The following is a 25,198-nucleotide window of genomic DNA, read 5'->3' as shown; positions in this document are numbered from 1 at the left end:
CGCGCTGTATTTTTACAGAGTCACAAATGTGAATTTAACAGTTCTTTAACAAAAACACGGATCGGGTATAAAAAAATTCTATTATGAAATACTGCATCTTCTTCTGTATCCAAATTTCAAAGCAGTATATTGAGAAAATACGAGTTTCTATGCATACTTGTACTTCTTTTATCATTCAACTATTATTATGATGCTGTTTCCTTGGCTGTTTAATGAGCTGTTTTTAATATATGGAGATTGAAAATGGATAAAAAACGAAGCTTAATTATTGCCGCTACAGCTGCCGCGTTGTTTACTTCAGGCATTTATGCCTCTTCCGCCCTCGACAGTAATGGGGCTAATGCTAACTCACCTACCAATCTAGCAAAAAACAATTGTAATGGTAAGAACAATTGCGGTGGCAAAAACGGCTGCAAGGGTAAAAATTGCTGCAAAGGTAAAAATGGCTGCAAAGGCAAAAATGGCTGCAAAGGTAAAAATAGCTGCAAAGGCAAAAATGGTTGCAAAGGCAAAAATGGTTGCAAAGGCAAAAATGGCTGCAAAGGTAAAAATAGCTGTAAGTCATAATGTGTCACCGTGAATTGATGTCCCAAACAAGACATCAATTCACCTCTAACAATAGATTTTCCCGTCTCTAGGAAAAAAACAGATGGAAAAAACCACACAGACCCGATCTAAAAAATATTTGCCCCTAGGAATGGGATTAGGTTTGCGAGCGGAGCATTACAGTTATATTTTAGAGCACACTCCGAAAGTAGAGTGGTTTGAAATTCTCACCGAAAATTACTTGGTGGATGGGGGAAACCCTCTTTACTACTTAGATAAAGTGCGTGAAAATTATCCTCTTGTAATGCATGGCGTATCACTATCAATTGGCAGCCCAGATCCTCTGAACCTTGAATATCTTAAGAGGGTAAAACAATTGGCAGACAGGATTCAACCCAAATGGATTTCTGATCACTTATGCTGGACTGGTGTCCATCAACGCAACATGCACGATTTATTACCTCTACCTTACACAGAAAAAATCATTACTCATATTGTTGAACGAGTTAAATACGTACAGGATTTTTACCAACAACAAATATTGCTTGAAAATGTATCCAGTTATATCACTTACAAAGAATCTGCAATGACTGAATGGGAGTTTCTCTCGGAAATAGCCAATCGCGCAGATTGTTTCATTTTATTAGATCTAAATAATATTTATGTAAGTTCATATAATCATGGCTTTAATCCTGAAACCTATTTGCAAAACATTCCGGTTGAACGCGTACAACAATTTCATTTAGCTGGACATCAAAATTGTGGGGATTACATTATTGATACACATGATCATCCAGTCATAACAGAAGTGTGGGACCTGTACGCGCAAGCGATTAAACGATTTGGTGAGGTATCAACGATGATTGAGCGTGATGATCGTATTCCACCCTTTGAAGAATTATGGCAAGAATTAGAATATGCAAAAGCAATCAAGCTAAGTTGTTTATTGAATGAAAAAACGGATTTAGCATATGAAACTTACTGAATTACATACCTTATTACAAGACTCTATTCTGACCTCTGAACCGCTCATTAATCCTTATCTTGATTCTCCACCTAAAGGATCTATTGCAGACAGAGTAGCTATCTATGCCGATGGCTTTTATGCACGATTAGAAGAGGCTTTAATGAGTGACTATAGTACATTAGCCGCGATAATGGGTGAAAATAAATTTAGTCAAATGAGTCAAAGCTATACTCATGCATATCCATCGTACAACTATTCACTTAATAATTTTGGAGAAAATCTCAGTCAATTTTTAACTGAAACTCTACCCTATAAGAAAAAACCCCATTTAGCTGAAATTGCGGTATTTGAATGGGCTGAATATCAAGCCATTGTAGCTCGTGATGCACATTTATTATCTGCAGCTGATTTGCAATCTGTGCCATTAAGTCAATGGCCAGAAATGAAATTCCATCTGCATCCATCCTGTAAAATACTTACCATGCATTGGAATAGTCTTTCTCTTATTAAAGCATCACGTAGCAATAAATCCATTCCTGCTCCCAGGAAACTCAAAAACCCACAATTCATAATGATCTGGCGTCGTCAACTTGAAGTACGATACCGTAAGCTAGAATATCCAGAACGAACCATGCTCAATGCAATAATACAGGAAGCATCGTTTATGGATATTTGTGAGATGCTAAGCCATCAGCTGCCTGAAGATGAAGTTGCACGTTATCTTGTAAGGGAATTGCATGCATGGATTCAGGAAAATTGTCTTATAAGTGACTGTTAACAAAAAACAGAGGCTCCCTTATCCTAGCCCCAGGCGCCTCTATCTAACTCATTCATTTTGATTCTAAAATGAACTCAAGGATAACCCATGAAATGACATATTTGGTCTATAATGTACTATTAGAATCGTCCTTCAGTTAAGAGTTTGTATGACTTTTTGAAGGGTTTGGTGGTTGTACTACTGGAAAATAAATTTCATAACGCAGCACATTTGATATTGTATCTATTCGTATTTCATAAGGAAGGAAATAATGAAAAAATCAAAAATGGTAAATGAATTTGCTATGCCAGCACCACGATGGATAAGAACCTACCCTTGTGGACCCTATCGATTTATCAATCGTGAATTTTTAATCATCACTTACGAAACTAATCCTGAATTGCTTGAAGATATATTACCGCCTGGACTGGAACTACTTGAACCTCATGTGAAATTTGAATTCATTAGGATGCCAGATTCAACAGGATTTGGTGATTATACAGAATCTGGACAGGTAATTCCGGTTCGGCATAAAGGGGAAGAAGGCGGTTTTACTATCTCGATGTTTCTTGATTGTCATGCGCCTATTGCTGGCGGTCGAGAAATTTGGGGGTTTCCAAAAAAACTGGCCAAACCAAAATTATTTGTTGAGGAAGATGTATTAATCGGCTTGCTTGATTATGGCAGCTTACGAATTGCCACTGCGACTATGGGCTATAAACATCATGAAGTGGATCCCAAAGCAATATTAAATTCCATGAAAAAGCCTACTTTCCTTTTAAAGAATATACCAGGCGTTGATGGCACTCCTCAAATTAACCAGCTCACTAAAACCTATCTAGAGGATGTAACAGTAAAAGGAGCGTGGACTGGACCTGGTAGTTTGGAACTACACCCCCACGCGTTAGCACCAATTGCTGCGTTGCCCGTTAAAAAAATTGTATCGGTAGTGCATTTTATTACTGATTTAACCTTACCTTATGGGACTGTAGCTGAGGATTATTTGAGTTAGATTGTCACGCATCAGTAAAAACTTTGCTATGTCGATAGGGAGATAGAAATGTCGAAAAGAAAAAAAATAAATCTAGCCCTGCAGGGTGGCGGCGCTCATGGAGCGTTTACCTGGGGTTTATTAGATAAACTTCTTGAAACAAAGTTATTTACTATTGAAGGCATTTCCGCAACCAGTGCCGGCAGTATGAATGCAGCCGCTCTTGCATATGGTTATCTTCATGGAAAAGAGGAAGGAGCAAGAGAAGCATTGTATGATTTTTGGCTTGCAATGAGTGATTATGGAAAATTATTCGGCATCACGGCGAGAACACCCATCGATTATTTCATGGCGCCTTTCTCAAAAACACCATTTAGTTTTTCTCTATTTAGCTCAATTATTAGCCTTTTATCTCCCTATCAATTCAATCCTTTTAATTTCCATCCTATTCGAGATGTTTTGGAAAGAATAATTGATATAGAGCAAATCAAAACTAAAAGTAATATTAAACTTTTTATCTGTGCCACTAATGCTCGAACCGGTAAAATCCGTATTTTTGATAATAATGAGTTATCTATAAACACTCTTTTAGCCTCTGCCTGTTTGCCCAAATTATTTCAATCAATTGAAATCGATGGAGAGTTTTATTGGGATGGAGGATATTTGGGGAATCCTGCTATTTTCCCTCTGATTTACCAAACAAGCTGTAGAGATATCTTAATTTTTCATACAGTACCTATTGTACGTAACGAAATTCCAGTAACTGCGGCAGAAATAGATTCGCGTTTAAGAGAAGTCTCCTTTAATTCTTCTTTGATGCGTGAAATGCGAGCCATTGGCTTTGTCAGCAATTTGATTTCAAAAGGACAGTTAAAAAAAGAATTCGAAAAGAATTATAAAAAACTGTTTATGCATTGCATTCGTGCTGACGAAGATTTGCGTGATTTCCCTCTTTCAACTGTATACTCTCCTGATTGGGAGTTTTTAATCACCTTGCGTGATTTGGGGAGACAGGAAGCAAGCCATTGGATTGAAAAAAATTATGACAATATTGGAAAAAAATCCACTATTGATTTTGCTGAATGGTTATAGAGGACATCATGTAATAAGCAAATAAGAAGAACCATGCCCACTTAAACGGTGAATATGAAGTGAGTATTGTTCTTCTAGAGTGAATAACTTGCTTATAACTTCCGTAAAGACAAAAAAATAGAATTAATTTTTAACGAAGCGTTTTATCCATGTTCAATAACAACCATTTATGATAAAATTACAGCAAAAAATTTATTACATACCCAGATTAAGGAAAATGCGGCAAGAGAAATCAGAGTTATATTATGCCATCAACCCGATCTTTTTTTTCCCATCATGCCTCTTCCGCTAAGTCATTAAGTGAACGAAGGAATAGATTCCTTAAGGATAAAGAACATGCTGCCTACCAGTTAATAGTTGAAGATTATCAGCCAATTATTCAACATTACATCAATAAATACGGATTTGAAAATCTTGTTGTTTTAATTAATGGTACCACCGAATTTGGTCAAAAAATTATATCTGAGAATATCGCGGATCTTCAAAGAGATGTCGATTTATTTGAAAACGAAGACATACAATATGCCATTTTGGTTAGAAATTATTGGGTTCGGCCTTCGTCTTCAGTCCCCGCACCATTTTACTTAAATAAAGTAGATAATAAAAATACAGATTTCTCACCTAACTACGAAGAATTATATCATGCGATTAAGGAAGAATTTTTAGACGAAAATGACAGAATAAAAGATCTAAGCAGGGAAGAGCTTAAACGATTAAATCAAATATGCTTCAATTTAGGCTGTCAAAAAAAATTAGAAGAATACAGAGCGAAAATACTCGAAGATTTAAATCTTCGAAAGAAAAAAGTGTGTTTAACCAAGGAACAAGCTTTAGAGGAAATAAAAAAAATCCAAGCCAATTTAAAAGAAGGTGAGTGTGTTATTTATTTCTTTACTAATAATGTACGGGTTGGACCTGCACACTTTGAATTTGTTCAAATTAAAAAAGACGAAATAATCAAACCGGTTCATTGGTTTTTACATAATAGTAATATTATAAATAGAAATGATCTGGAAAATATCTTTATCTCAGATATTTCTGATTTTATATCGCCTTACCTCAAACCTCAATATTTACAACCCCAAGTCGATGAGGTGAGTTGCGGCACACTGGGAATTTTATATTTAAAAGAGCTCTTAAAAAATAAAGGGCAGCAATCAGACGACTTTACATTAAGGGTCACTTTATACAAGATGCATAATCGTGAAATAGGTAAAGGTAATTTATTTTTTCCTTCACCGCATGTTCTACGCTATTCGCAATCCAGTTTTTACAACGATGTAATTTTAGCTATGCTCAAAAATGATCATGAGGTTTCCATTAAATTTAAAGGCATTAAATATAAAATAAAACCATTAAAAGTGATTTTAGAAGACTCAATTAAATTCGCTAAAAGTCAGGGAGATTTGACCGTAGCAGAAGAAAACAAAAAAATACTTAAGAACCTTCCTGCATTTCGTAAAAAATGGTTAATGGAATATGAAACTGCAATACAAAAAAGAAACGCGATGCAAGGAGATAGGTACAATTTGTATTTAGCCTATTCCAGTAGAAGAATGCAAGCATTGGCCAATCATCCCGAAGGATTACAAAAAGAGCAAGCGGACACTCCTGGACTCGAGTGTGAAAAGACAGTAAAGCGCCCTTCTCTTTTAGAGCGGATTAAAAAAAACTTACAACAAACAAAAGAGAAAAAACTTCCTAAATCCTCTTTATTTCATCCTTTAGATGCAATCACTAAAGTGGTTGATAATCCACTCTATGAAGGAAGAAATACTCGAGAAAATCCGCTTTATGAACCTCAACTGCACACTTTATAAAATAAATGTTACGAAGGCAGTATTTGATGAGAGTCAAAAAGACATCTGATACGAATTACAAAAAGTACAGCGGATCATAAAAAATAACCCTACTCCAAAAGATAATTTATTTAAAATACAGTATCATCATTTTATAGATGTAGATGGTGTTCGGCTGTTCATGATTTCAAAATGTATCTCGCCACTACAACTCACTGGAAATGGATTAAAAATACTTAGAATATATCTTCCGAGGAAAAAAGATGGATCCGGTTACACATGCAGTCTTAGGGGCTGCCTGTTCTCAAGCAATTTTATACAAACAGGATAAGCAAAATGCGTGGCTTGTCGGCGGCTTAGCCGCAATGGCTCCTGATTTGGACATATTCATTCGCTCCTCACACAACCCGATGCTTTTTTTCCTCTATCACCGCCACTTCACCCACTCTCTAATTTTTATTCCAATAGGTGCGTTAATCGTAACTTTCGCTTTCCTCATTTTTAAACGCTTTCGAGCCAATTGGAAACTTACTTTCTTCGCAGCTTTGATAGGCTATGCGACCCATGGGCTACTTGATGCCTGTACTACTTATGGAACAGTTTTATTTTGGCCATTCTCTGATACCAGAGTAAGCTGGGATATTGTTTCTATTATTGATCCCTTTGTCACTGTACCTTTATGTTTGGGGGTAGCCTCTACTCTTGTCTTTAATAAAAGAAAGCCCGTGATTATTGCTTTAATACTCGTAAGTTCATTTATGCTATTTAATATAGCTCAACATTATCGGGCAATGACGGCCGTTCATGACAGACTTGTCAGACTTCAGTTAAATGTAAAAAAAGTTGGCGTGTTTCCTAAATTCTTGAGTTCAACACTATGGAGGGGAATTGCATTAGCGAATAATCGCTTGTATGTCATTGATGCTTCAACCCCGCTTTTTAAAAAATCAAGTAGCCAGTTTATGAGAAGTTTTCCTCATTTTTCCTCCCAAGAATTACCCGATTATGTTAAAGATTCACCTTCGTTATTGCGCGATTTTATTATCTTTAATTGGTTTACCGATAACTACCTCATTTTTGTTCATAATAAACCCCTTCTGCTCGCTGATGGACGGTTTTTAATAGACGCCGATGCCACGATAGCACTTTGGGGCATCCTGTTTTTACCTGCCAAACCGCATGTGAAAGAACTGAACTCTATACCTCTAGAGAGAGATAAAAATGAGGCAGACTGACATCCGAATGTTCCGAACATTGGACTACATTCTCCGATTAATTAGGGATAAACAGCACTGTGGGTGTGACTATAATCCTTTATGGAGCTTTGTTTAAAACTGATAATTAGAGATATAATTAAAAAACGTTCTGCACTATTTCAGAATGAAAGTAAAACTATAACTATTTTATTATTCGATACAACTTATGTTTCATATTGCTCTCTACCAACCTGAAATTCCTCCAAATACGGGAAACATTATTCGCTTATGTGCCAATACTGGAGCAAAATTGCATTTAATCCACCCTCTTGGTTTTTCATTACAAGAAAAAGCTTTAAGACGCGCTGGCCTGGATTATCACGAATGGGCCTCCATTGCTCAATATGAAAATTGGGGAACATTCATTCAGCAACATCATCAAAAAAAGATTTATACATTCAGCGCTAGAGCTAAGAAATGTTACTCAAGAGTTCAATATACAGCAGAAGATATGTTTTTATTTGGACCAGAATCCAACGGATTACCTAAAGAAATCTTACAAGAATATACTTCACTCTACATTCCTATGCGCGAGAATAATCGCAGCCTAAATCTTTCGAATGCTGTGGCTGTTGTTTTATATGAAGCATGGAGGCAATTGGATTTTGCTTACGTGTAACAATCAAAATCTATTGACATCATACTACTTCCACGCGTTAAAAGATCAGTTCCTAGATCGCCTACACTGACCACATATTCTATAAAATGAAATTGTATTCATTCTTATTGACAAGGAACACCCAAATCATTTATATTCAATCAATGAATAATTAGTGAATATAAATTCAATATGAATCATTTTTTAAAACTATTAATACTAACAACATTTATCTTTATGTCTGCATGTGGAAAAAAAGATGAAAGATCGCTGCATTTCGCCACTGCAGCAGAATATCCACCTTTTGAATACAGCGATCATGGAGAGATAAAGGGTTTTGATATTGATTTAGCAAAACTCATTGCTAAGGAACTTGGAAAAAACGCTGTTTTTGACAATATGCAATTCAGTACGGTCCTTCCTGCAATAAGCTCCGGACAAGATGATATTGCTATAGCTACAATCTCGGTTACTGATGCTAGAAAAGTCAATTTTGATTTCTCTGAACCCTATTATTTTGAAGGCATGGCCTCTGTGTATCACTCGGATCAACCCGTCACAACACCCAGCCAACTTAAAGGAAAAAAAGTAGCAGTACAACTTGGAAGTATTATGGAAATTTGGTTGAGAGAAAATTATCCGCAGATTGAAATTACTACACTGGATAATAACAATCAGGCTGTTGAAGCATTAATTGCCGGCCATGTTAATGTCGTTTTAATGGATGGAGCTCAAGGAAAGATCTTTAGTAAAAAAGACGCAAAACTTTCTTATTCTGTAATTGCTAAAGCAGATCATGGATACGCATTAGCTGTTAAAAAAGGCTCTCCGTTGACAATAAAAATTAATAAGGCGTTACAAAAACTTAAGGCAAATGGAGAAATTCAAAAGCTGGAGAATATCTGGTTAAGGGATTCATTATGAATAAATTAATTCGAGGACTTTTCTTCATTTGCAAAAGAATAGTCTTACTTTTGTTACACACAAAGTTACAAAGTAGCTGCCTGAATTGCACTGCGATATCACATCGCTCTCTGAGCAACAAAAGCCAAATACTGTTTATTTACTGCTTTACCAAGGAGGCTAAATATGTCCCATTCTCCAGTTAAGAATACTTTAGTTAAAAGTGATCATTCCAAACCTATTAGTGAAGTAACAACCAATACGTTTGTGATTAATCTACAACAAGCTATATTTGATCTTGAAACAGGAACCCATCATGCTGAAGCGCTGACCACCAAACCATCAGAAATGAGCAAAATATTACCTGCGAAAAAAATAAAACACTTTCTCACAGGAACTGAATTAACTACTGAAGAATTGAAACATGTTTTGGAAAAAGCTAAAGCGCTGAAACAAACACCTTCCTTTTACAGCCAATCGCTACTCAATAAAAGCCTTGCCATGATTTTTGAAAAACCTTCTTTTCGAACTCGCTTAAGTTTTGCTATGGCCATTCAAAGCATGGGGGGAATAGCCATCGAAAGCGTGGGCAACACGCGAAAACAGGAAACTCCGTCAGATATGGCTCGAGTTTTAAACGGTTATGCTGATTTTATTATGGTGAGAACTCATGCGGATGAGATGTTATCGGAAATGGCTGCTTATGCAAAAGTGCCCGTAATTAATGGTCTTTCGGCGTTACATCATCCATGCCAAATTCTTGCCGATTTACTCAGTCTATGGGAACAATTCGGCTCACTTGACGGGCTTACTGTTGCTTATATTGGTGATGGGAATAATATTCTTCATAGTTTGATGCTGCTTGCACCTCAATTAGGAATAACGATTAATTACTGCTGCCCTAAATCCCGTCAGCCTCATGATTCGCTTATCAAACAAGCACAAGGCATTAAAAAGGATATGATTTATAATTTTTCTAAACCTGAAGAAGCAGTTAAAAATGCGGATGCAGTTTATACTGACGTTTGGACCAGTATGGGCTTTGAAGATCAGGAAAATGAGCAAGCCTTCCAAGGATTCCAGGTGAATGAAAAGTTGATGTCTTATGCGAAACCTGAAGCAGTATTTATGCATTGCATGCCTATGGAACGAGGAAAAGAAGTATCTGAAACTTTGCCGGACAGTCCTGCTTCCATTATCTTTACACAAAGTGAAAATAGGATGCATGTGCAAAAAGCATTAATGTTATTTCTAAACTTATAATCTATTTTTAACAGGAGCTTTATTCAATATAAATAAAAAATTTGTAATTACATTAAAGATAAATGAATTTATAATGATGAGTTTGCTGATAACTTCAGAAAATTCACCAATGTAACGGGTGATTATCAAAAATATGGATAGACATAAAAATGATGGTATCTTTACAAAAGGAATCACCTGAAATAGAACAATTCTTCCTAGGTATTATCGACACAGCAATTGCCATATCAGAGGCAGATTTTGGGAATATTCAATTAATTAATCTTGCAACTCAGAAATTAAAAATTGTCGCCCAATGCGGATTTCCGCAATACTGGCTGGATTATTGGGAAAATGTTTCTAAGGGGCAGTCTTCCTGTGGAAAAACACTGGAATATAGGGAAAGAATCATCGTTGAAGATATTTGCCAAAGTCCCTTCTTTGAAGGTAAAGATTTAGAGATTCAATTAAAAGCAAGTATTAGGGCGGTGCAATCTACTCCATTAATCAATCGTGCAGGTAAGATAATTGGCGTTTTTTCTACCCATTATAAAAGACCTTTCAAACCGGATATACGTATACTTCGCTTACTTGACTTGCTTGCTCGACAAGTAGCAGATTCAATTGAGCAAATAGAATTACAGCAGAAACTTAAGAAGCGAGAAGAAGAACTAAAACGAGCTGTTTCGATTAGAGAAGAATTTATTTCCATGATTAGCCATGAATTAAAAACTCCTTTAACCGGCCTTAAAATTGCCACCCAATTAGGCCAAAGGATCATGGAGCAAGGAAAGCTGACTGAAAGTAAGCTCAGCAAATTATTCGATACATGGTTGGAAGAATTAGGAACATTTGAAAATTTGATTGGCACAATGTTGGATGTGACCATTATTTCACAGGGACGATTGAGTTTTAATTGTCGAGAATTGGATTTAAACGATGTAATCATGAAAATCGCAGAACGATTCTATAACCAAGTCTCTTATCAAGGTATGTCGCTTATTGGATATTGGGATCCTTATCGGATCGAACAGATAGTGACTAACTTAGTGGCTAATGGAATAAAATATGGAAGAGAAAAACCAATCGAGGTAGAACTTTTTGCCGTGGATGCGGAAAATTTTAAATTAATTGTAAAAGATTATGGTTTTGGTATTGCGCCAGAAGATAAAGAAAGAATTTTTAATAAATTTGAGCGAATTAATAACACTGATGCAGTAAGTGGAACGGGACTAGGTCTCTACATAGTCAAACAAATTGTAACCGCACAAAACGGAAAAATTGATTTAGAGAGTAAAATAGGCTCAGGTTCAACTTTTACTATTACTTTGCCGTTACACGCTTCCCAGGAAAGTAATAAATGAATAAAAAATATATCCTGCTTATTGAAGATAATGAATCCATTCGAAAGTCTTTAGTGTGGGCGCTTGAAGAAGAAGGTTATCCGATTATTACGGCATCTAATGGCAAACATGCTTTAAATTCATTAGAAAAAGAACCCTTGCCTTCGTTAATTATTCTAGATTTAATGATGCCAGAGATGGATGGTTGGACATTTCGTGAGCAACAAAAAAAGAATCCGCAAACTCGTGAGATTCCTACCATAATTACATCGGCGAGAAATCGTTTAGATGAAATTTTGCACCCTTTTCCTAATGAATTATTGTTCCCTAAACCCTTTGACATAAACAATTTACTAGAGGTAATCGAGCAAAAAATTTCTTTTTAATTTAGTCTATTAAGCAAGCCTGGCTGCTTGCAGCTGAATCCTCTACTCATCGCTGAAAAACCAGTCCAGGTCTATTTCAACATTCTGCTCCCACAACTTGTTCCTGAGCGGTCTACGTGAAATTTAAATGTAACTTTATATTTTTAAATGAACTATACTCAATGTTCTACGTATTGCGCTTTATGCGCGGTATCCAGCACAATGGCCCATCCTAATCAGAACCTTTTGTGACTCAATAAACATCCTCTGGATACCACGCATAAAGCGCAGTATGTAGGGGGTTAAATTTCACACTCAAGAACAAATCGTGTGAGCGGAAGTAGACAGAGATGTGCTCAAGAGACAACTGCTTGCAGCCAGGATCCGTCGGAAATATATTAAAAAAATCCTGGTTACGAACCACATTCTATAAATTACGTCGCTACTTATTTCTTATGAAACAAGATAAGATAAGGATACTACTCTAATATCCTTATAAACTTAAAAGGAAAAGTTCACATGGTAGTTATCTATTACCAAACTGACTCGCGCATACAATCCCAAGCGCTTAATGATGAGAATAAGCATCTACTTCAAGATGCACTATGGATCGATTTACTCGATCCAACAAAAGAAGAAGAAAAAATAGTAGAAACTCAATTAAAAATTGAGATTCCTACTAAAGAAGAGGTTGAAGAAATTGAACCATCCAGTCGATTGTATGTTGAAAATAATATCTTATATATGACCGCAACAATGGTCGCCCTATCCGATTTACCTGAAGTTAAAACAGAAGTAGTCGCGTTTATACTCACTAAAAAATGCTTAATTACCTTACGTTATATTGAACTTCATCCGTTTAAATTATTTACAAAAAAATTATTACGTTCTAAAGCAAAAGATTACAATGCAAAAGCTCTATTAATCGGTTTGTTAGACGCTGCTGTAGATAGACTTGCGGATATCTTAGAAAAAATAGGCGGAAAGTTTGATGAAATATCAAAAATTATTTTTCATGCCAAAGATAATAAGCACACAACAGCTGAAACCAACTATAAGCATATATTGCAATACATAGGAGCAAATGGTGACCTTGGTACTAAAGCCAGTGAAAGTTTAATATCTTTCACTCGTTTAATATCTTATTTTGAGCAAAATAACACAGATATTCCCAAAGAATTAATGACTTATCTCACCATTATCCAAAAAGATATTAATGCTCTTCGAGAACATGCAAGCTTCCTTTCTACTAAATTCAGTTTTTTATTGGATGCCACTCTGGGTATGATTAATATAGAGCAAAATAATATAATTAAAATTTTCTCAGTTGCAGCAGTTATTTTCCTGCCGCCAACGCTTATAGCAAGCATCTATGGGATGAATTTTACTTATATGCCTGAGATACGCTGGTATATAGGTTATCCTCTTGCAATACTCATGATGTTTATTTCCGCATTATTGCCATTTAGTTATTTCAAAAAGAAAAAGTGGCTATAAATTTTGACTCGAGGTCAAAAAATTATCTGTATTTTTGCAATGCTTCAATTCGTTTTTCAAGTGGAGGATGGCTTGAAAAAAGAGCAAACCAGCCATCATGACTTGATATTTTCATGGCTTTAAATGCCGGTGCACGATTATCCTCTGGTGTTTTATCCATAAGTTGCTGCAAACGTTGTAAGGCTTTTATCATTTTGTCTTTACCGACGTATTGTGCAGAACCTCTATCTGCTCGAAATTCGCGATAGCGCGAAAACCACATCACAATTATGGAAGCAAGAATTCCAAACAGTAATTCAAAGATAAGGGCGACACCATAATAAACGAAACCACCTTGTACCCCTTCATCATTGTCCCTTCGGAAAAACTGCATCACAAAAAATGCAGCAATACGGGCAAAAAAGATTACAAAGGTATTTACTACACCTTGAATTAAAGTGAGAGTTACCATATCACCATTAGCAACATGAGAAATCTCATGTCCTAAAACACCTTGTACTTCTTCTTCATTCATTGCATTGAGCAATCCCGTTGAAACGGCAACAAGGGCCTTGTTTTTATTCCATCCTGTAGCAAAAGCATTGGGCTCTGGACTATCGTAGATACCAACATCAGGCATTCCAATATTTCTTTTTTGGGCTAAAGATCTTACTTCATTCATTAACCACAACTCTGATTCAGTTGTTGGTTTCTCAATGAGTTGAACATTAAAAGCATGGATTGCCATCCATTTAGAAATAAAAAGTGAAATAAATGATCCTGTGAAGCCAATAATTGCGGCAAAAATTAATAAGGCTTGATAATTTAAACCATATTGCGTCAAGTATGGGCTAACGTTGAATACACTTAGTATAAAAGAAATGACTAAGATTATAGCCAGGTTTGTAACAAGAAATAAAACGATTCTTTTAAACATAACATTATTCCTCTTTTCTTAAACCTCTAATTGTTATTCCTCTTCCTTATCTTAATTATAGATTGTTCTATGATTTTGGTAGGTTTATTTTTTGTCACTTCAATATTAGAGCTCTTTTCAACCTCCTGTCTCTTGAGCACATTTCTGCCTACGCCCCGGATCCCGCGAACAAGCCCTGAGAGAACCACACGAAATTTGAATGTTTTAAATGAACTATACTCAACGTTCTCAACGTACTACGCTTTATGCGCGATACGTTGAGGAGTAAATTTCGCGTGGATCGCTCAGGAACAAGTCGTGGGGCAGAACGTCAGAATAAAGTTGAACTGGTTTTCAGTGATGTACAGAAGATTCAGTTTCAAACTCACAGGGAAAATGAAGTGCCGCGCTTATTGGAATACAACGATAAGTACTATTTTTAAAATTAGGATACATCTGTGTTGGCATCATAAATTTGGAATAATAGAACTAAATGTGCCATATTAATAATCTGTTGTATTTTCATAAATTAAAAGGAGTTTTTTATGAATTATGTGGATGGATTTGTTGCTGCAGTACCGAAAGCTAATAAAGCACAATACATTGAACATGCAACAAAAGCTGCTGTAGTCTTTAAAGAACATGGTGCCTTACAATTGGTTGAATGCTGGGGGGATGATGTTCCAGAAGGCAAAATTACTTCTTTTCCAATGGCAGTGAAGTGCAAAGAAGATGAAATAGTCGTTTTTTCATGGATTCTTTGGCCATCGAAACAAGTTCGTGATGAGGGAATGAAAAAAGTCATGGAAGATCCCCGCTTAAAACCAGATAGTAATCCCATGCCTTTTGATGGCAAGCGTTTGATTTATGGAGGATTTAATATGGTTGTTAAGGTCTAACAGGATGCAAGAGTCCTAATGAAAATTGCACAGAAACATTAGCTTTTGCTAAGCCTGTTTTGATAACCGATTTTACTCCTACCTAATACATTATTGGATAAGAAAACTTACTAACATAGTTCTAGGCAATTTTAAGCTTTTTTTAAGAGTTTTCAGTTTTTGAAAATATTAGAAACAAGGATCTTATAATGTTACCCCCTAAGCTTTAGACAAGACGCCGGTGAACGAGGCGAAGAAATGTATAGCCGAGTGAGCTTGCAACGCAGTATCAAGTTTAATGGGGGAGGTTATATATTAATCATTCATTTTTATCCGGAGAATTTAAATGCCTGGTCCCTACAATACACATGTAATAGTGAATGTACTCCGCTCCATTGTGAAATTAACCGCCCAAAATCCAGAGTTATTAAATACTCCTGGAGTTTTTCGAGTCGCAGGAGCAAAAGAAGAGTCACAAAGATTACTTGATCAGCTTATCCGTGAACAATTTGATGTGGATATTCTAAGCCATTATGTGATTAAAAAAAATAAAATAGATAGTTTGCATCTCCATAATATTTTAGGAATGATACCTGCTGTTTTTAAAGGCAGCCCAATATTAGATCCTGCAGATAGCGAGCTGGTCATCTTCTCTAAAAAATTAAAGTCTTTATTGAAGGTTCAAAAAGAAGAAGATCTTATAAAAGCAGGTGAATTATTCGATGAGTTTATTCGTGCTCTATTACGTTCGAAAAGAATAGATCATCAACGCGCAGGAGAAATTCTTGATCATTACTGCTATTTAATGCATCAAGCAGGTACGTTCCAAGATACCAATCTCATGACGTACAATAATCTTGCCATTATTATGGCTCCCCGTTTGACCGAAGTTTTAAATCTCTTCCTTGAAACAGATTTTTTGGGACTCAGTGGATTTATAAGCCAGTTAACTCCTGTATTAGAAAATTACATTACAGATAAAAAATGGAACTATGATTTTAAAAAGCGTCATACTGATAAATTGGAGCATTTAGCAAGCACTAGAGATTCTATACGTGAACAATTAGAACATATGAAAGAAGCTTCCAAAGAAGCAGTAACGGTTCCCATGAAAAGTTTGATGCTGCAAACATCAACACTCAAAATCCAGATGGAGGCTATAGAAAAACAATTACTCGATCATTCCATTAAAAGAAAAGCAAAGAAAGAATTAAGTAAACAATTAAAGCCATTAAAAGAAGAAATGAATGAACTCAACCTCAGGATTGCTGAATTAATTCCTCAAATTTCATTGATTAATCGTGGATGTCAAAAAATACAAGAAGAAATCAATCTTATATCTCTTTCTGGGGATGGAGTAAGAACAGTAAGAGGTAAATCCAGTGATTCAAATCTCACCCAATTCAGCATTTTTGAGTCTGGCAGCAGCACGATCCCATCTACTCTTTTATTTCCTATTCCAGAAGAAGATGAAGTGGTTGAGGACGAAGAAACTGATTATGAGGATCAGCATACTGTTAGTTTAGGAAACCCGAAGTAACATGTATTTTTTCTCTCAAGCCAATATAATGGCAAAGGCTTGAGAGAACTTTGCAGCTAATAAACGAAAAAACTCCTATTATTTAAGGAGCGCCGCCACGTAACAGCAATACAATAATCAAAATAACAAGGATTAAACCTATACCACCACTAGGATAATATCCCCAACCGCTACTATAAGGCCAAGTGGGAAGGACAGCGAGCAAAAGAACAATTAAAACAATTAATAGAATTAAGTTCATAGCAAATTCCCTTTTTAAATGATGGTGTTATAACTATAGATTATAATTTAACAATTAGCTTTTTTTTAAATCAAAAACAACTAAGCCTTGCTTAAAAAATCATTGAACTCCTAGAAACAATTTATTCCACGATCAATTTGATTTACTATACACTCCACCTCTCAGGAGGTCTGTGAAAGATATTGAATTTTTTATATTTTTATTTATTTTTCATAGTTTTCAAATTGGTATTTCCAAATATTATTTAAGGGGTTCTAAATGCGTAAATTATTGATATCATTTTTGTCTATCCTATTTACAATATCCTATGCAACTCTAGCTAACAGTTATGGTGTTCACGAAGACCATCCTTATGATTTTGTAGTTACAAAAGATGTATATAAATTTTCTGAAATTTATCAGATTAAATCCCTCCAAAAAGAGACCTATCCTGGATCAGTAAAAAAAAGCGCATTTCGTATCCGAACAAATTATGATTTATCCAATAAAGATGGATGGCAAGCAACTGGTATTACACGAATCATTTCCTTAGGTTCTTTATATCCTTGGGCCAAAGAGATTGATATTTATGATACACGTGGCGTGCAAATTGGCTTTATTGATGGCAATTTAGCAACTCTTGAATCTGCAAAATTTACTATTTATGACTATGATGAAGCAGGAAAAGCGACTGAAATTGGCTTTGCTTATGCAAATCCAAGCTTTGACCGATTTGTCATTTTATCTTCAACTAATAACCCCCACCCAATTGCCGAATTCAATCGAAACTTTGGTGACAAAAGCTGGAATGTTTCTGTACACTACCCTGAAAAAATCGACGATCGCATCGTTCGAATTTTTGCCGGTTTTGTGATTGATTATGAAGATAAGTTTTTAGCAGGCCCAGAAGATTCAGAAGATGATGAAATTGATTATTTAAACCACTAATCAATGAGCAAAAGATTGGATGAATTACCCATCCGTCAAACCAAGAGTATTGGTGTTTCATTCTACTCAATTGCAAGTAACTCTGTCATCCCCGCGCAGGCGGGGATCCATTTCTATATTGGCAATATACTTCATCATGGATGGATTCCTGCCTTCGCAGAAATGACAACACCCGCTTTCTGCTTCGCTTGACGGCCATGGGTAAATTACCAACCTTTTACTCTATCAACATCTCACATCAATGACATTGCAGCATCTCTAACGGCATTTTTGTCCATGACATCCAAATGTTCCATATCGCTGTTAATGTTCTCTTCTTTTTGTTTTATAATTTCGTCCATTTCTTTTATAAAGTGATGTACCTCTGTCAGCATAAAATGACGCTGTTTATGTTTTACATAACTAAGATACTGTAACGCAATTTCTCTACATTTCTCAGGAGTGTACTTTTTATTACCTTCAAGCCCTTCTTGATATATTTGTCTCATCGCTTTAGCTACTTTGGGACCACTCTGTTTCGCTTCGGAAATATAACGAGCAACTTCTTGAGGATATGTTTTGGGCAAAGATTCTTCCGATTTTTTAAATAAAGTATGATGAGAAAATTTACTTAAAGAACTTATTTGAGCGTGTTTCGAGATTAGTTCTTTATCAGATGACTCCTTAGGGGGTGACTCTTTGCTTTCTATACTCATTGGTTTGTCTGCTAAAAATTTGGGGGTACACTCAATAAACACAGAAAGCAAATTACCAAGTAGCAGTCTCCAAGAGGGATCAGCCCCTAATTTAATGATTAACTTACCAACAAGCTGAAAGACAGATTCCATCGCTTTTTCTTTCATTGCATAACTTGGATTAGCATAAATTAAATCCATTTGTTTTATCAAAGTAGATAGCAAATCATGTTCAATCGTATTCTTTTCGATTGAAATCTTAGAATGCATCATGCGTAATTCATCAAGTATTTCGAAAAGCTTTTGCTCTTTGTCTGTTAATTTTGTTGTGAATATTGAATCAGGAACTGTAGAAGTCCAATGAATATCACTTTGATTATTCAAAATCATATCTGGGCTTCTGGCTTGAAAAAAAGGACTGCTGCCATTTCTATGAATATGTAACACAATCTCAGTATCGTAAAACGCGTCAATAGTTCCCTTTTCGTTTCGCACCATACGCTCGCCTTGTATTGCACGGTGTAAAACTAAAAGAGTTTCTTCTGAGCCCCATACATATTCTTTTTGTAAGTGTTCTTTGTACAGGTTCAAATATTTTTCATTCTCTGCTAAAAAGAAGTGAACTGTTTCATCTCTCAAGATATTATCAAAAAGTTTTTCTTTATAGACCTTAATTTCTTTTTCAGAAAACTGCTTCTCTTCTTTTTTGAGTTCCTCTACCTTAATGGCCCACAGGCGATTAAACTCTTCAATTATATGCGGGACTCTTGCAATTGCATGCTCTGTCATCGCACGATCGGTGCCGCTCATCTTATATATTTCAGCTGCAGTATAATCAGGGTTAGTAAATCCATGATCAATCAGCTCATGCAGTTCCGAACCATTCTCCAACAGTGCTTGTCGGAAACAAAATTCCAAGCCGTATTTCGCTGAAGTAAATAAGGGAGAATCATGAGGAGACAATTTAAACTCGCGTACTGTATATTCAGCTGCCAAATCTCGAGTAGCCTTTCCAAGAATAGGTTCAATAATGGTTTTGATTTCACGAGAGGTGAATTGATAATTTGGGTTCTTAGACAATAATGTCCGCAAAAGAATTTTTTCATCCTCTTTAAGCTTTAACTTGTTAAAAATATTTTCTGTAATATCAGGAGCATTTTTAGCTCGTAAATAATACATTAAGGAAATGCTATAAGCATAATACATACAATTGCCTTTACCACTATTATCTACATCAAACATATTGGCTCCTTTTTTTGTTTTTATATTCCTTGACGTTTTCTTATGCAAATTACATTGGCAGTATAAACTTCCCTTATCATTTGAATGATTTTTATAAAGGGAAAGGCTATTTAAATTTTCTTTATTGTTAACGGATTATTGAGTCTTTACACCAGGTACAGAATGGTTTTGTGATTGGATAAACTATTTTCTTTATGGTTGGAATGAAGCATTTTGACATAACATTAGTCCCTTAGTTTTTATTTCGCTTAACCTGTAATCTATACGATCAAAATGGCATGCGCAATACTTCTATACCATAATCAGATCAAAAAGTATTAATTATGGTGTTGTTATTTCTAAACTGGGTGAAACACTTCATCATCTTTTTTACTCTCTGGATATTGCAAACTTTGTGCATAAGGCAACAAAATAAATTCCATTCGTCTTGCTAAAGACCCCTTAGGATTTGCTAAAGGAATTGCTGCTAAATGTGTTGACAATTCTTCCATAGAAGAAATTGTTCTGTTATCAATTGCTTTAACAATTTCATTAACTTCTTCAAGGTGGTGTCTATTCCAATTACCATGGGCGACTCTGCTTAACCATGAGTTGTCTCTTGTATAATCATTTAAAATTGCTCTTGCTTGTGCCAAAGTGCCTTCTATTTTACTCGTTATCTCACTATAATAGGGTGAATTATTTGGCGGTTTTGGCAATAAATCAAATCGTTCATGCTCTTTCAAAATCATCTGTTTTTCATGCTCACAATGTACCAATTTTTGATATATTTGTTGAAATTTTTGCGGATAGTAAGTAAATGCTTTTTCGCAACTTTTCCGATCTATATCGATGTTAAGTTTCATCATCTCATCGACACTTAATTTTTTTTCATTTTCAAGAGATTGACTTATATTTTGAAACAAATGTTTAATACAAAGAGCATAAAATGTTTCCCTTCCTCCTTCTGCAGAAACAATAGCATGCTGCACTTCCTGAGGAAAAGCAGAAAAAAGTCTAGCCCTTATGTTTTTTTCAGATTTGTCTTCTAAGTCAGCTAGAGCTTGCAGCAGTCTAAGATCTTTTGAAAATAATTTTCCGGGTAATGTACTTTGTGATGGAAGCGCGATGGATACTTCTTTTGCCTTAACCAAATTAATGTATTCTCGTAGCCTCTCGGTTAATGCTTCCTCTTCACCTTCTATTGGCATCTCAAGTACGTTATCTAATGCCGTAATAACTTCTCCATAATCTGTGAATTGAGTATCTGAAATGTCCTCCTCTTTCTCTGCTGACTGTAACAAAGCTTGAAGCTCTTGTTCTGCCTCTAATTTTTTTAACTGGTAATGATTAAGATGATAAATTAAGCGCTGTGCTGATTTGACTGCTCCAATAGGATGAATATTGTATTCTTGCAAATCCTCTAAACTAATAGAAACCCCTTCCAACGGATCCTGATATTCTTTTGGGTTATAATTCTCCACCTGATGCAAAATTCCATGTCGCTGTTGGTAAGGTTTAAAAGAGCTGTAACAAAATGGAGTAATTAGACCTGAATCACAAAGTACTTCTTTCTCTCCTTCGGAAGGAATACTATATGCCAGTTCTACACCAGCGTCCTGTAAACCCTTCCACATGCTTAACATTAACGATTTTAAGTAATCAGGGCTTGGATAATTCCCTTCATAGTACTCTGGTTTATTCCTTCCCAGCACTTGCTCCATATACACACAGATCTCTTTCCCTCTTTGATCTCTATCTCCCCCCCTAAATGTAGGATCCCAACTACTCAAATCATTATTGTCGTCGGGTAAAAATACTTTAAACTCTGGATGCTGAGTTGATTGAAATTGTTCCAAAGTAGCAAGAGCATTTAGAGCTTTCAATGCATTCTCTCGAGTAGGTAGAATACTTATTCTAAATTGCCAGGTAGGCATACCCTGACCATCATCTGCATCTGCAACCGTTCCTGAAACAGAAAACCAATCTCCTTGCGTTTTTGGAGCTTGTGCTGCAATTAACTGTCGAGTAATAGGCATTTAATTTCAAATTATTACGATAGCATAATTAAATTCTAGCTTTTTTTTATTCAATATGTAAATTTTTTTATTTAATTTTATTTCCATAAATTAAGTAAAAATAGGCAAAATGAAAGCCTACATTCTATAGGTTAATTCAGGATGAGCTTCTGAATAGGCAGGAATATTCTCCTTATTTACTGTTTTATCCTTGGAATAGATTATATTTAAATTTCTCCGATCCATTTTTTCGCCTTCAAGACCCACCAAATAGGCTTCCATATTGTATATGTGCAAAGTGACACTCACTCCTTCTCCTAGAGCTTTTCTTCGTTTGAGCTGATGAACAAAAACCCCACTTAAGTCATCGCGATTGCTGTGAAATTGATAACGATCAACACGATTCACGAGTCGCGCAGTGTGTTCACCAGTAGGATGGTAGTATTTCTCGGATATAGGCCCCTCTAGAACAGTAACCGTACCTTTATATTTGTGGTCATGAATTGTTGTTTTTTGCTTTGTCGCAAATGCAAATACCCATATGGAGAAAGGCTTAGATGTATCAAGGTGGTCATAAAGAAGATATCGGCCAACACCATTTGGCATAGTTGGATCGGCAGGCTTATAGGCACTAGGATCTAGTTTTAATGAGCCTTCTGCAAGTTTCTGAATTAAATAAGTCGAAACCGTCTCATAAGTTACTTCGTCTAACTCAGTTATTGCCTTGATTAATATTTCTCTATTTTTTTGTTTTATTCCATCAATTTTTTTAAACATATCCTTTTCCTTTCTTATCCTTTACAACGCTCATTGATATTCTTCCCATCATTGTTCAAGCGTGCTGGATAGTGATAATCCGCTTGATGAGATTGAATGATCATCGCTATGACTGTTATTTACAAATAAAGTTTCTGAATCATGCCGACTAAAAAAAAGTGACCTGCTTATCATTTGAGGTTTCATATCACTTACTTTATTAAATAGGACATTCACCACGTGGATTGCCTCATCTAAAATAGTTGATTTTTGCGATGTGTCAAATGTTTTTAGAGCATCATATAGAATGATATGTGCTTGCTCTGTTAAAGAACTATTGGATAAGCGAACCTTTAACGCACGAGTATAAAAATTGCTTAATGCCTCACCAGAAACACCAGTGCCCTCCCCCCTTTTCTTATCATAAAAATTTTTTAAGACAAGCAGGTCATCAAGAGGCAATTCTTCACATTGGGATTCCACTATTGCTTGCCAAAGGATTTTATCAGCTGAGATTTTTTCATAGAGCATGCTGTCCTTAATAACTGTCTCTATTTTATCAGTTTGTGCTACACAATTATTCTTCTCAACTAAAGAATCATTATTTTTTTCTAAAATTAAAAGTTGTTCATTCAATTGCTCCAGTTCTTCCAACTCAAGACTGTGCCGGCGTTGCAAACTTCTAAAGTCATCCTGAATTTGATTTAAGAGCGCTGCAAGATCCTTTTGCAAAAGTTCTGGCAGATTCTCAAAAAGACTATTTAATTTATCCACTATAAGCCTCTTTGTAGCGAATTGAGATATCGATAACGATTCACTGACCAAAGTTAAAAATAAGGTATAATCTTCATGACATTTTCGTAATTTAACAATGTGATCATCTATTTTCTCTTGATAGAATACCTCATATTCTTCAGTTAAAGCCTGATTCATGCGCGCCCAAAGCTCAGGATTTTTCAGAACTATTCCAATGAGTAAACTAGAATTTATAAATTTCATTTCATTAAGGCAAACTCGTGCAAGTTGTGTCCCTGACATTAAGAAGAGCATATCTTGCGCCTCTTGCAAAAACATAATGTGAACTGCATTAAAATCATGTAGGTACATTTTTAAAGCATCAAACAGAAAATGAATGGCAGATGCACTGGCGAGCATTGTTGTGGCTTGGGTACTTTGTATCACTCTGATTGTAATAATGGCATTAAAACTCGTAGTTAACAGGGTTTCAACAAGTTTCCGGTGCGGCTTTTTGCAAGAAATACTTGGTTCTGTATCAGTAGAAAACGGTTTTAAATCCATGTCTAACGCAAACTGATTTCGAAAAGAATGACTTATTGATAAAGGCAGCACCCCATCCCCTACCATGTCATGGTTTAGAATCTGCTCTATTTGCTCCATTTGACGCAATAAAGCGTCCATAAAAAAATTATATTGTTTGATTAATTTAGTGCGATCAATGCTATTAAAATCAAATATACTTCGTTCATCGGATAAAGAAAGTATATCCAGCCAAATGCTCATTTGCTGATTAAAGGGAATGACGCTATTTACTGGTAATCCAATGGCTGTTGGTATACTTTCTGCATACATCATTTGCGGTAAATCTGATTCAACTGCACTATCTGGAAAATCCTGAAGAGCAGTTATCTTGTCTAATCGATTGAATAAAATATGCGCCAAATCCTGTGCAAATTGCTGATCTTCTATACCAAAATTAATTTTTCCAAAAGATTCGATACATAAATATTTAGCTAACTCTAGCCTCGTCTTATTATCGACTAAATCGACAGGGAGTTGTCTTAAAACAGAGTTAATCATGTCAACAAACAATGATTCATTGACCTTTTTTTGCAATAGGCTCGCCTGTTCAGCAATTGCAGGAAACAATCCTTTTATTTTTTTGTAATTAAGAAAGTAGCCCTTCGTGTATCCTTTAGGATTAAACCATCCTTGATATTCAAATGGATTCAAAAGATTTTCATTATTCTTTTTATGTCCGTAATAACGAAATGCGGCTCCCCAATCAATACGCGCAAATTGAATAAACATCATCTCAACTGCGGATAAGACATCCAAGCAAACCACATTCCCACTATGCACACTATGATCACCGAAGAGCAAAGAAAACATCAATGCGATTGCAAGACCAAAGTATGATTTTAATTGGGTCAGTAGTAAGTAGGATTGGGGGCCGTAAAACATTTCCACTAAAGGATCTCTATCGGAACCATCTCGATAGCCTGTGCCAATGATTTTATATAACTCTTTAAATTCAATTTTAGGCTGAATCAGCCCATAACTGCCGTCCTCAAATTGAATCAGTTGAGCACAAATAAATGATGCATGATATATCTTATCAATCAACTGACGATGTATAAATTCTTGCAGTAATAAACCTGCAAACAATTCTGTGAACAATTCTTTGGGATCTTTAGGTTTTTTTATAAAATATTCCACTCCGTCTGAATCACGATAAAAACCATCTACTTCCCCTTGATTTTTACCGCTTTTCTTATTTTTAAACTTAGTTAATATTTTACCGTTATAAATTAGCATCCCTAACCCAAACAAGAATTCCCATGCAAATCATTTTTATCATTTATTAAGCATTTGAGAAAGTTTTATAACACATGTAATGAGGTGAATAAGAAAAAGCGCTTTTCTTGCCATATAAATCAAGATCATTTAATTT

22 protein-coding genes are annotated in these 25,198 nt (G+C 35.5%); 16 read left to right on the top strand and 6 right to left on the bottom strand.

Going from position 1 to position 25,198, the window contains the following annotated elements; genetic code table 11:
* The first annotated feature begins 243 nt into the window (after positions 1–243).
* From A8O27_RS00230 to corA, 13 genes are all read left to right on the top strand, one after another.
* Positions 244–567, top strand: a complete 324-nt coding sequence (locus A8O27_RS00230) for a hypothetical protein (RefSeq protein WP_058459516.1) — start codon at positions 244–246, stop codon at positions 565–567.
* An 82-nt stretch (positions 568–649) separates the two neighbouring features.
* Positions 650–1,531: an MNIO family bufferin maturase gene (gene bufB, locus A8O27_RS00225; RefSeq protein ID WP_058459517.1), complete on the top strand. Its 882-nt coding sequence runs from the start codon at positions 650–652 to the stop codon at positions 1,529–1,531.
* The gene (locus A8O27_RS00220) at positions 1,518–2,291 is read left to right on the top strand and encodes an HvfC/BufC N-terminal domain-containing protein (RefSeq protein ID WP_058459518.1); all 774 of its coding nucleotides are present in this window, start codon (positions 1,518–1,520) and stop codon (positions 2,289–2,291) included. Before bufB ends, A8O27_RS00220 begins: the two co-directional genes overlap by 14 nt.
* A gap of 250 nt (positions 2,292–2,541) precedes the next feature.
* Complete coding sequence (locus A8O27_RS00215) at positions 2,542–3,282, top strand: acetoacetate decarboxylase (RefSeq protein WP_058459519.1); 741 nt, start codon at positions 2,542–2,544, stop codon at positions 3,280–3,282.
* Positions 3,283–3,330: 48 nt separating this feature from the next.
* Positions 3,331–4,353 (top strand): patatin-like phospholipase family protein, encoded by a 1,023-nt coding sequence (locus tag A8O27_RS00210; protein WP_058459520.1) that lies wholly within the window; start codon positions 3,331–3,333, stop codon positions 4,351–4,353.
* Positions 4,354–4,598: 245 nt separating this feature from the next.
* Positions 4,599–6,173, top strand: a complete 1,575-nt coding sequence (locus A8O27_RS00205; RefSeq protein ID WP_058459521.1) for a hypothetical protein — start codon at positions 4,599–4,601, stop codon at positions 6,171–6,173.
* A 242-nt stretch (positions 6,174–6,415) separates the two neighbouring features.
* Positions 6,416–7,387 (top strand): metal-dependent hydrolase, encoded by a 972-nt coding sequence (locus tag A8O27_RS00200; protein ID WP_058459522.1) that lies wholly within the window; start codon positions 6,416–6,418, stop codon positions 7,385–7,387.
* Positions 7,388–7,574: 187 nt separating this feature from the next.
* Complete coding sequence (locus A8O27_RS00195; RefSeq protein WP_058459523.1) at positions 7,575–8,027, top strand: tRNA (cytidine(34)-2'-O)-methyltransferase; 453 nt, start codon at positions 7,575–7,577, stop codon at positions 8,025–8,027.
* Between the two features lie 171 nt (positions 8,028–8,198).
* A complete protein-coding gene (locus tag A8O27_RS00190; RefSeq protein WP_058459524.1) occupies positions 8,199–8,930 on the top strand; it encodes a substrate-binding periplasmic protein in 732 nt (243 codons plus the stop codon).
* Between the two features lie 165 nt (positions 8,931–9,095).
* Positions 9,096–10,172, top strand: coding sequence for an ornithine carbamoyltransferase (gene argF, locus A8O27_RS00185; RefSeq protein ID WP_058459525.1), 1,077 nt, complete (start codon positions 9,096–9,098; stop codon positions 10,170–10,172).
* 149 nt (positions 10,173–10,321) lie between these two features.
* Entirely contained in the window at positions 10,322–11,515 is a 1,194-nt protein-coding gene (locus A8O27_RS00180) for a GAF domain-containing sensor histidine kinase (protein WP_058459526.1), read from the top strand.
* Positions 11,512–11,880, top strand: coding sequence for a response regulator (locus tag A8O27_RS00175; RefSeq protein ID WP_058459527.1), 369 nt, complete (start codon positions 11,512–11,514; stop codon positions 11,878–11,880). Before A8O27_RS00180 ends, A8O27_RS00175 begins: the two co-directional genes overlap by 4 nt.
* Before the next feature lie 498 nt (positions 11,881–12,378).
* Complete coding sequence (gene corA / locus A8O27_RS00170; protein ID WP_058459528.1) at positions 12,379–13,356, top strand: magnesium/cobalt transporter CorA; 978 nt, start codon at positions 12,379–12,381, stop codon at positions 13,354–13,356.
* Positions 13,357–13,378: 22 nt separating this feature from the next.
* Here the strand turns inward: corA and htpX are convergent, their stop codons facing one another.
* On the bottom strand, positions 13,379–14,272 hold the full coding sequence (gene htpX / locus A8O27_RS00165; RefSeq protein WP_058459529.1) for a protease HtpX: 894 nt from the start codon (positions 14,270–14,272) through the stop codon (positions 13,379–13,381).
* Between the two features lie 524 nt (positions 14,273–14,796).
* Here htpX and A8O27_RS00160 point away from each other — a divergent pair.
* Together A8O27_RS00160 and A8O27_RS00155 are read left to right on the top strand one after the other, a co-directional pair.
* Positions 14,797–15,150, top strand: a complete 354-nt coding sequence (locus A8O27_RS00160; RefSeq protein WP_058459530.1) for a DUF1428 domain-containing protein — start codon at positions 14,797–14,799, stop codon at positions 15,148–15,150.
* Positions 15,151–15,475: 325 nt separating this feature from the next.
* Entirely contained in the window at positions 15,476–16,669 is a 1,194-nt protein-coding gene (locus tag A8O27_RS00155) for a hypothetical protein (RefSeq protein ID WP_058459531.1), read from the top strand.
* An 82-nt stretch (positions 16,670–16,751) separates the two neighbouring features.
* On the opposite strand, the gene A8O27_RS18320 is transcribed toward A8O27_RS00155, so the two are convergent.
* Positions 16,752–16,910, bottom strand: a complete 159-nt coding sequence (locus A8O27_RS18320; protein WP_082642445.1) for a DUF3309 family protein — start codon at positions 16,908–16,910, stop codon at positions 16,752–16,754.
* Between the two features lie 258 nt (positions 16,911–17,168).
* On the opposite strand from A8O27_RS18320, the gene A8O27_RS00150 reads away from it, so the two are divergent.
* A complete protein-coding gene (locus A8O27_RS00150) occupies positions 17,169–17,837 on the top strand; it encodes a hypothetical protein (RefSeq protein ID WP_058459532.1) in 669 nt (222 codons plus the stop codon).
* Positions 17,838–18,070: 233 nt separating this feature from the next.
* On the opposite strand, the gene A8O27_RS00145 is transcribed toward A8O27_RS00150, so the two are convergent.
* From A8O27_RS00145 to A8O27_RS00130, 4 genes are all read right to left on the bottom strand, one after another.
* The gene (locus tag A8O27_RS00145) at positions 18,071–19,753 is read right to left on the bottom strand and encodes a hypothetical protein (RefSeq protein ID WP_058459533.1); all 1,683 of its coding nucleotides are present in this window, start codon (positions 19,751–19,753) and stop codon (positions 18,071–18,073) included.
* Between the two features lie 338 nt (positions 19,754–20,091).
* Positions 20,092–21,771: a DUF5617 domain-containing protein gene (locus A8O27_RS00140; RefSeq protein ID WP_058459534.1), complete on the bottom strand. Its 1,680-nt coding sequence runs from the start codon at positions 21,769–21,771 to the stop codon at positions 20,092–20,094.
* A gap of 117 nt (positions 21,772–21,888) precedes the next feature.
* Complete coding sequence (locus tag A8O27_RS00135) at positions 21,889–22,527, bottom strand: cupin domain-containing protein (protein WP_058459535.1); 639 nt, start codon at positions 22,525–22,527, stop codon at positions 21,889–21,891.
* A 48-nt stretch (positions 22,528–22,575) separates the two neighbouring features.
* Positions 22,576–25,062: a LepB GTPase-activating domain-containing protein gene (locus A8O27_RS00130; protein WP_058459536.1), complete on the bottom strand. Its 2,487-nt coding sequence runs from the start codon at positions 25,060–25,062 to the stop codon at positions 22,576–22,578.
* Positions 25,063–25,198 lie beyond the last annotated feature (136 nt).

The organism is Legionella bozemanae, from assembly GCF_001648595.1.
Classification (GTDB): domain Bacteria; phylum Pseudomonadota; class Gammaproteobacteria; order Legionellales; family Legionellaceae; genus Legionella; species Legionella bozemanae.
The sequence above is the reverse complement of the archived record's forward strand: the minus strand, read 5'-3'. Positions and strand labels throughout refer to the sequence as shown.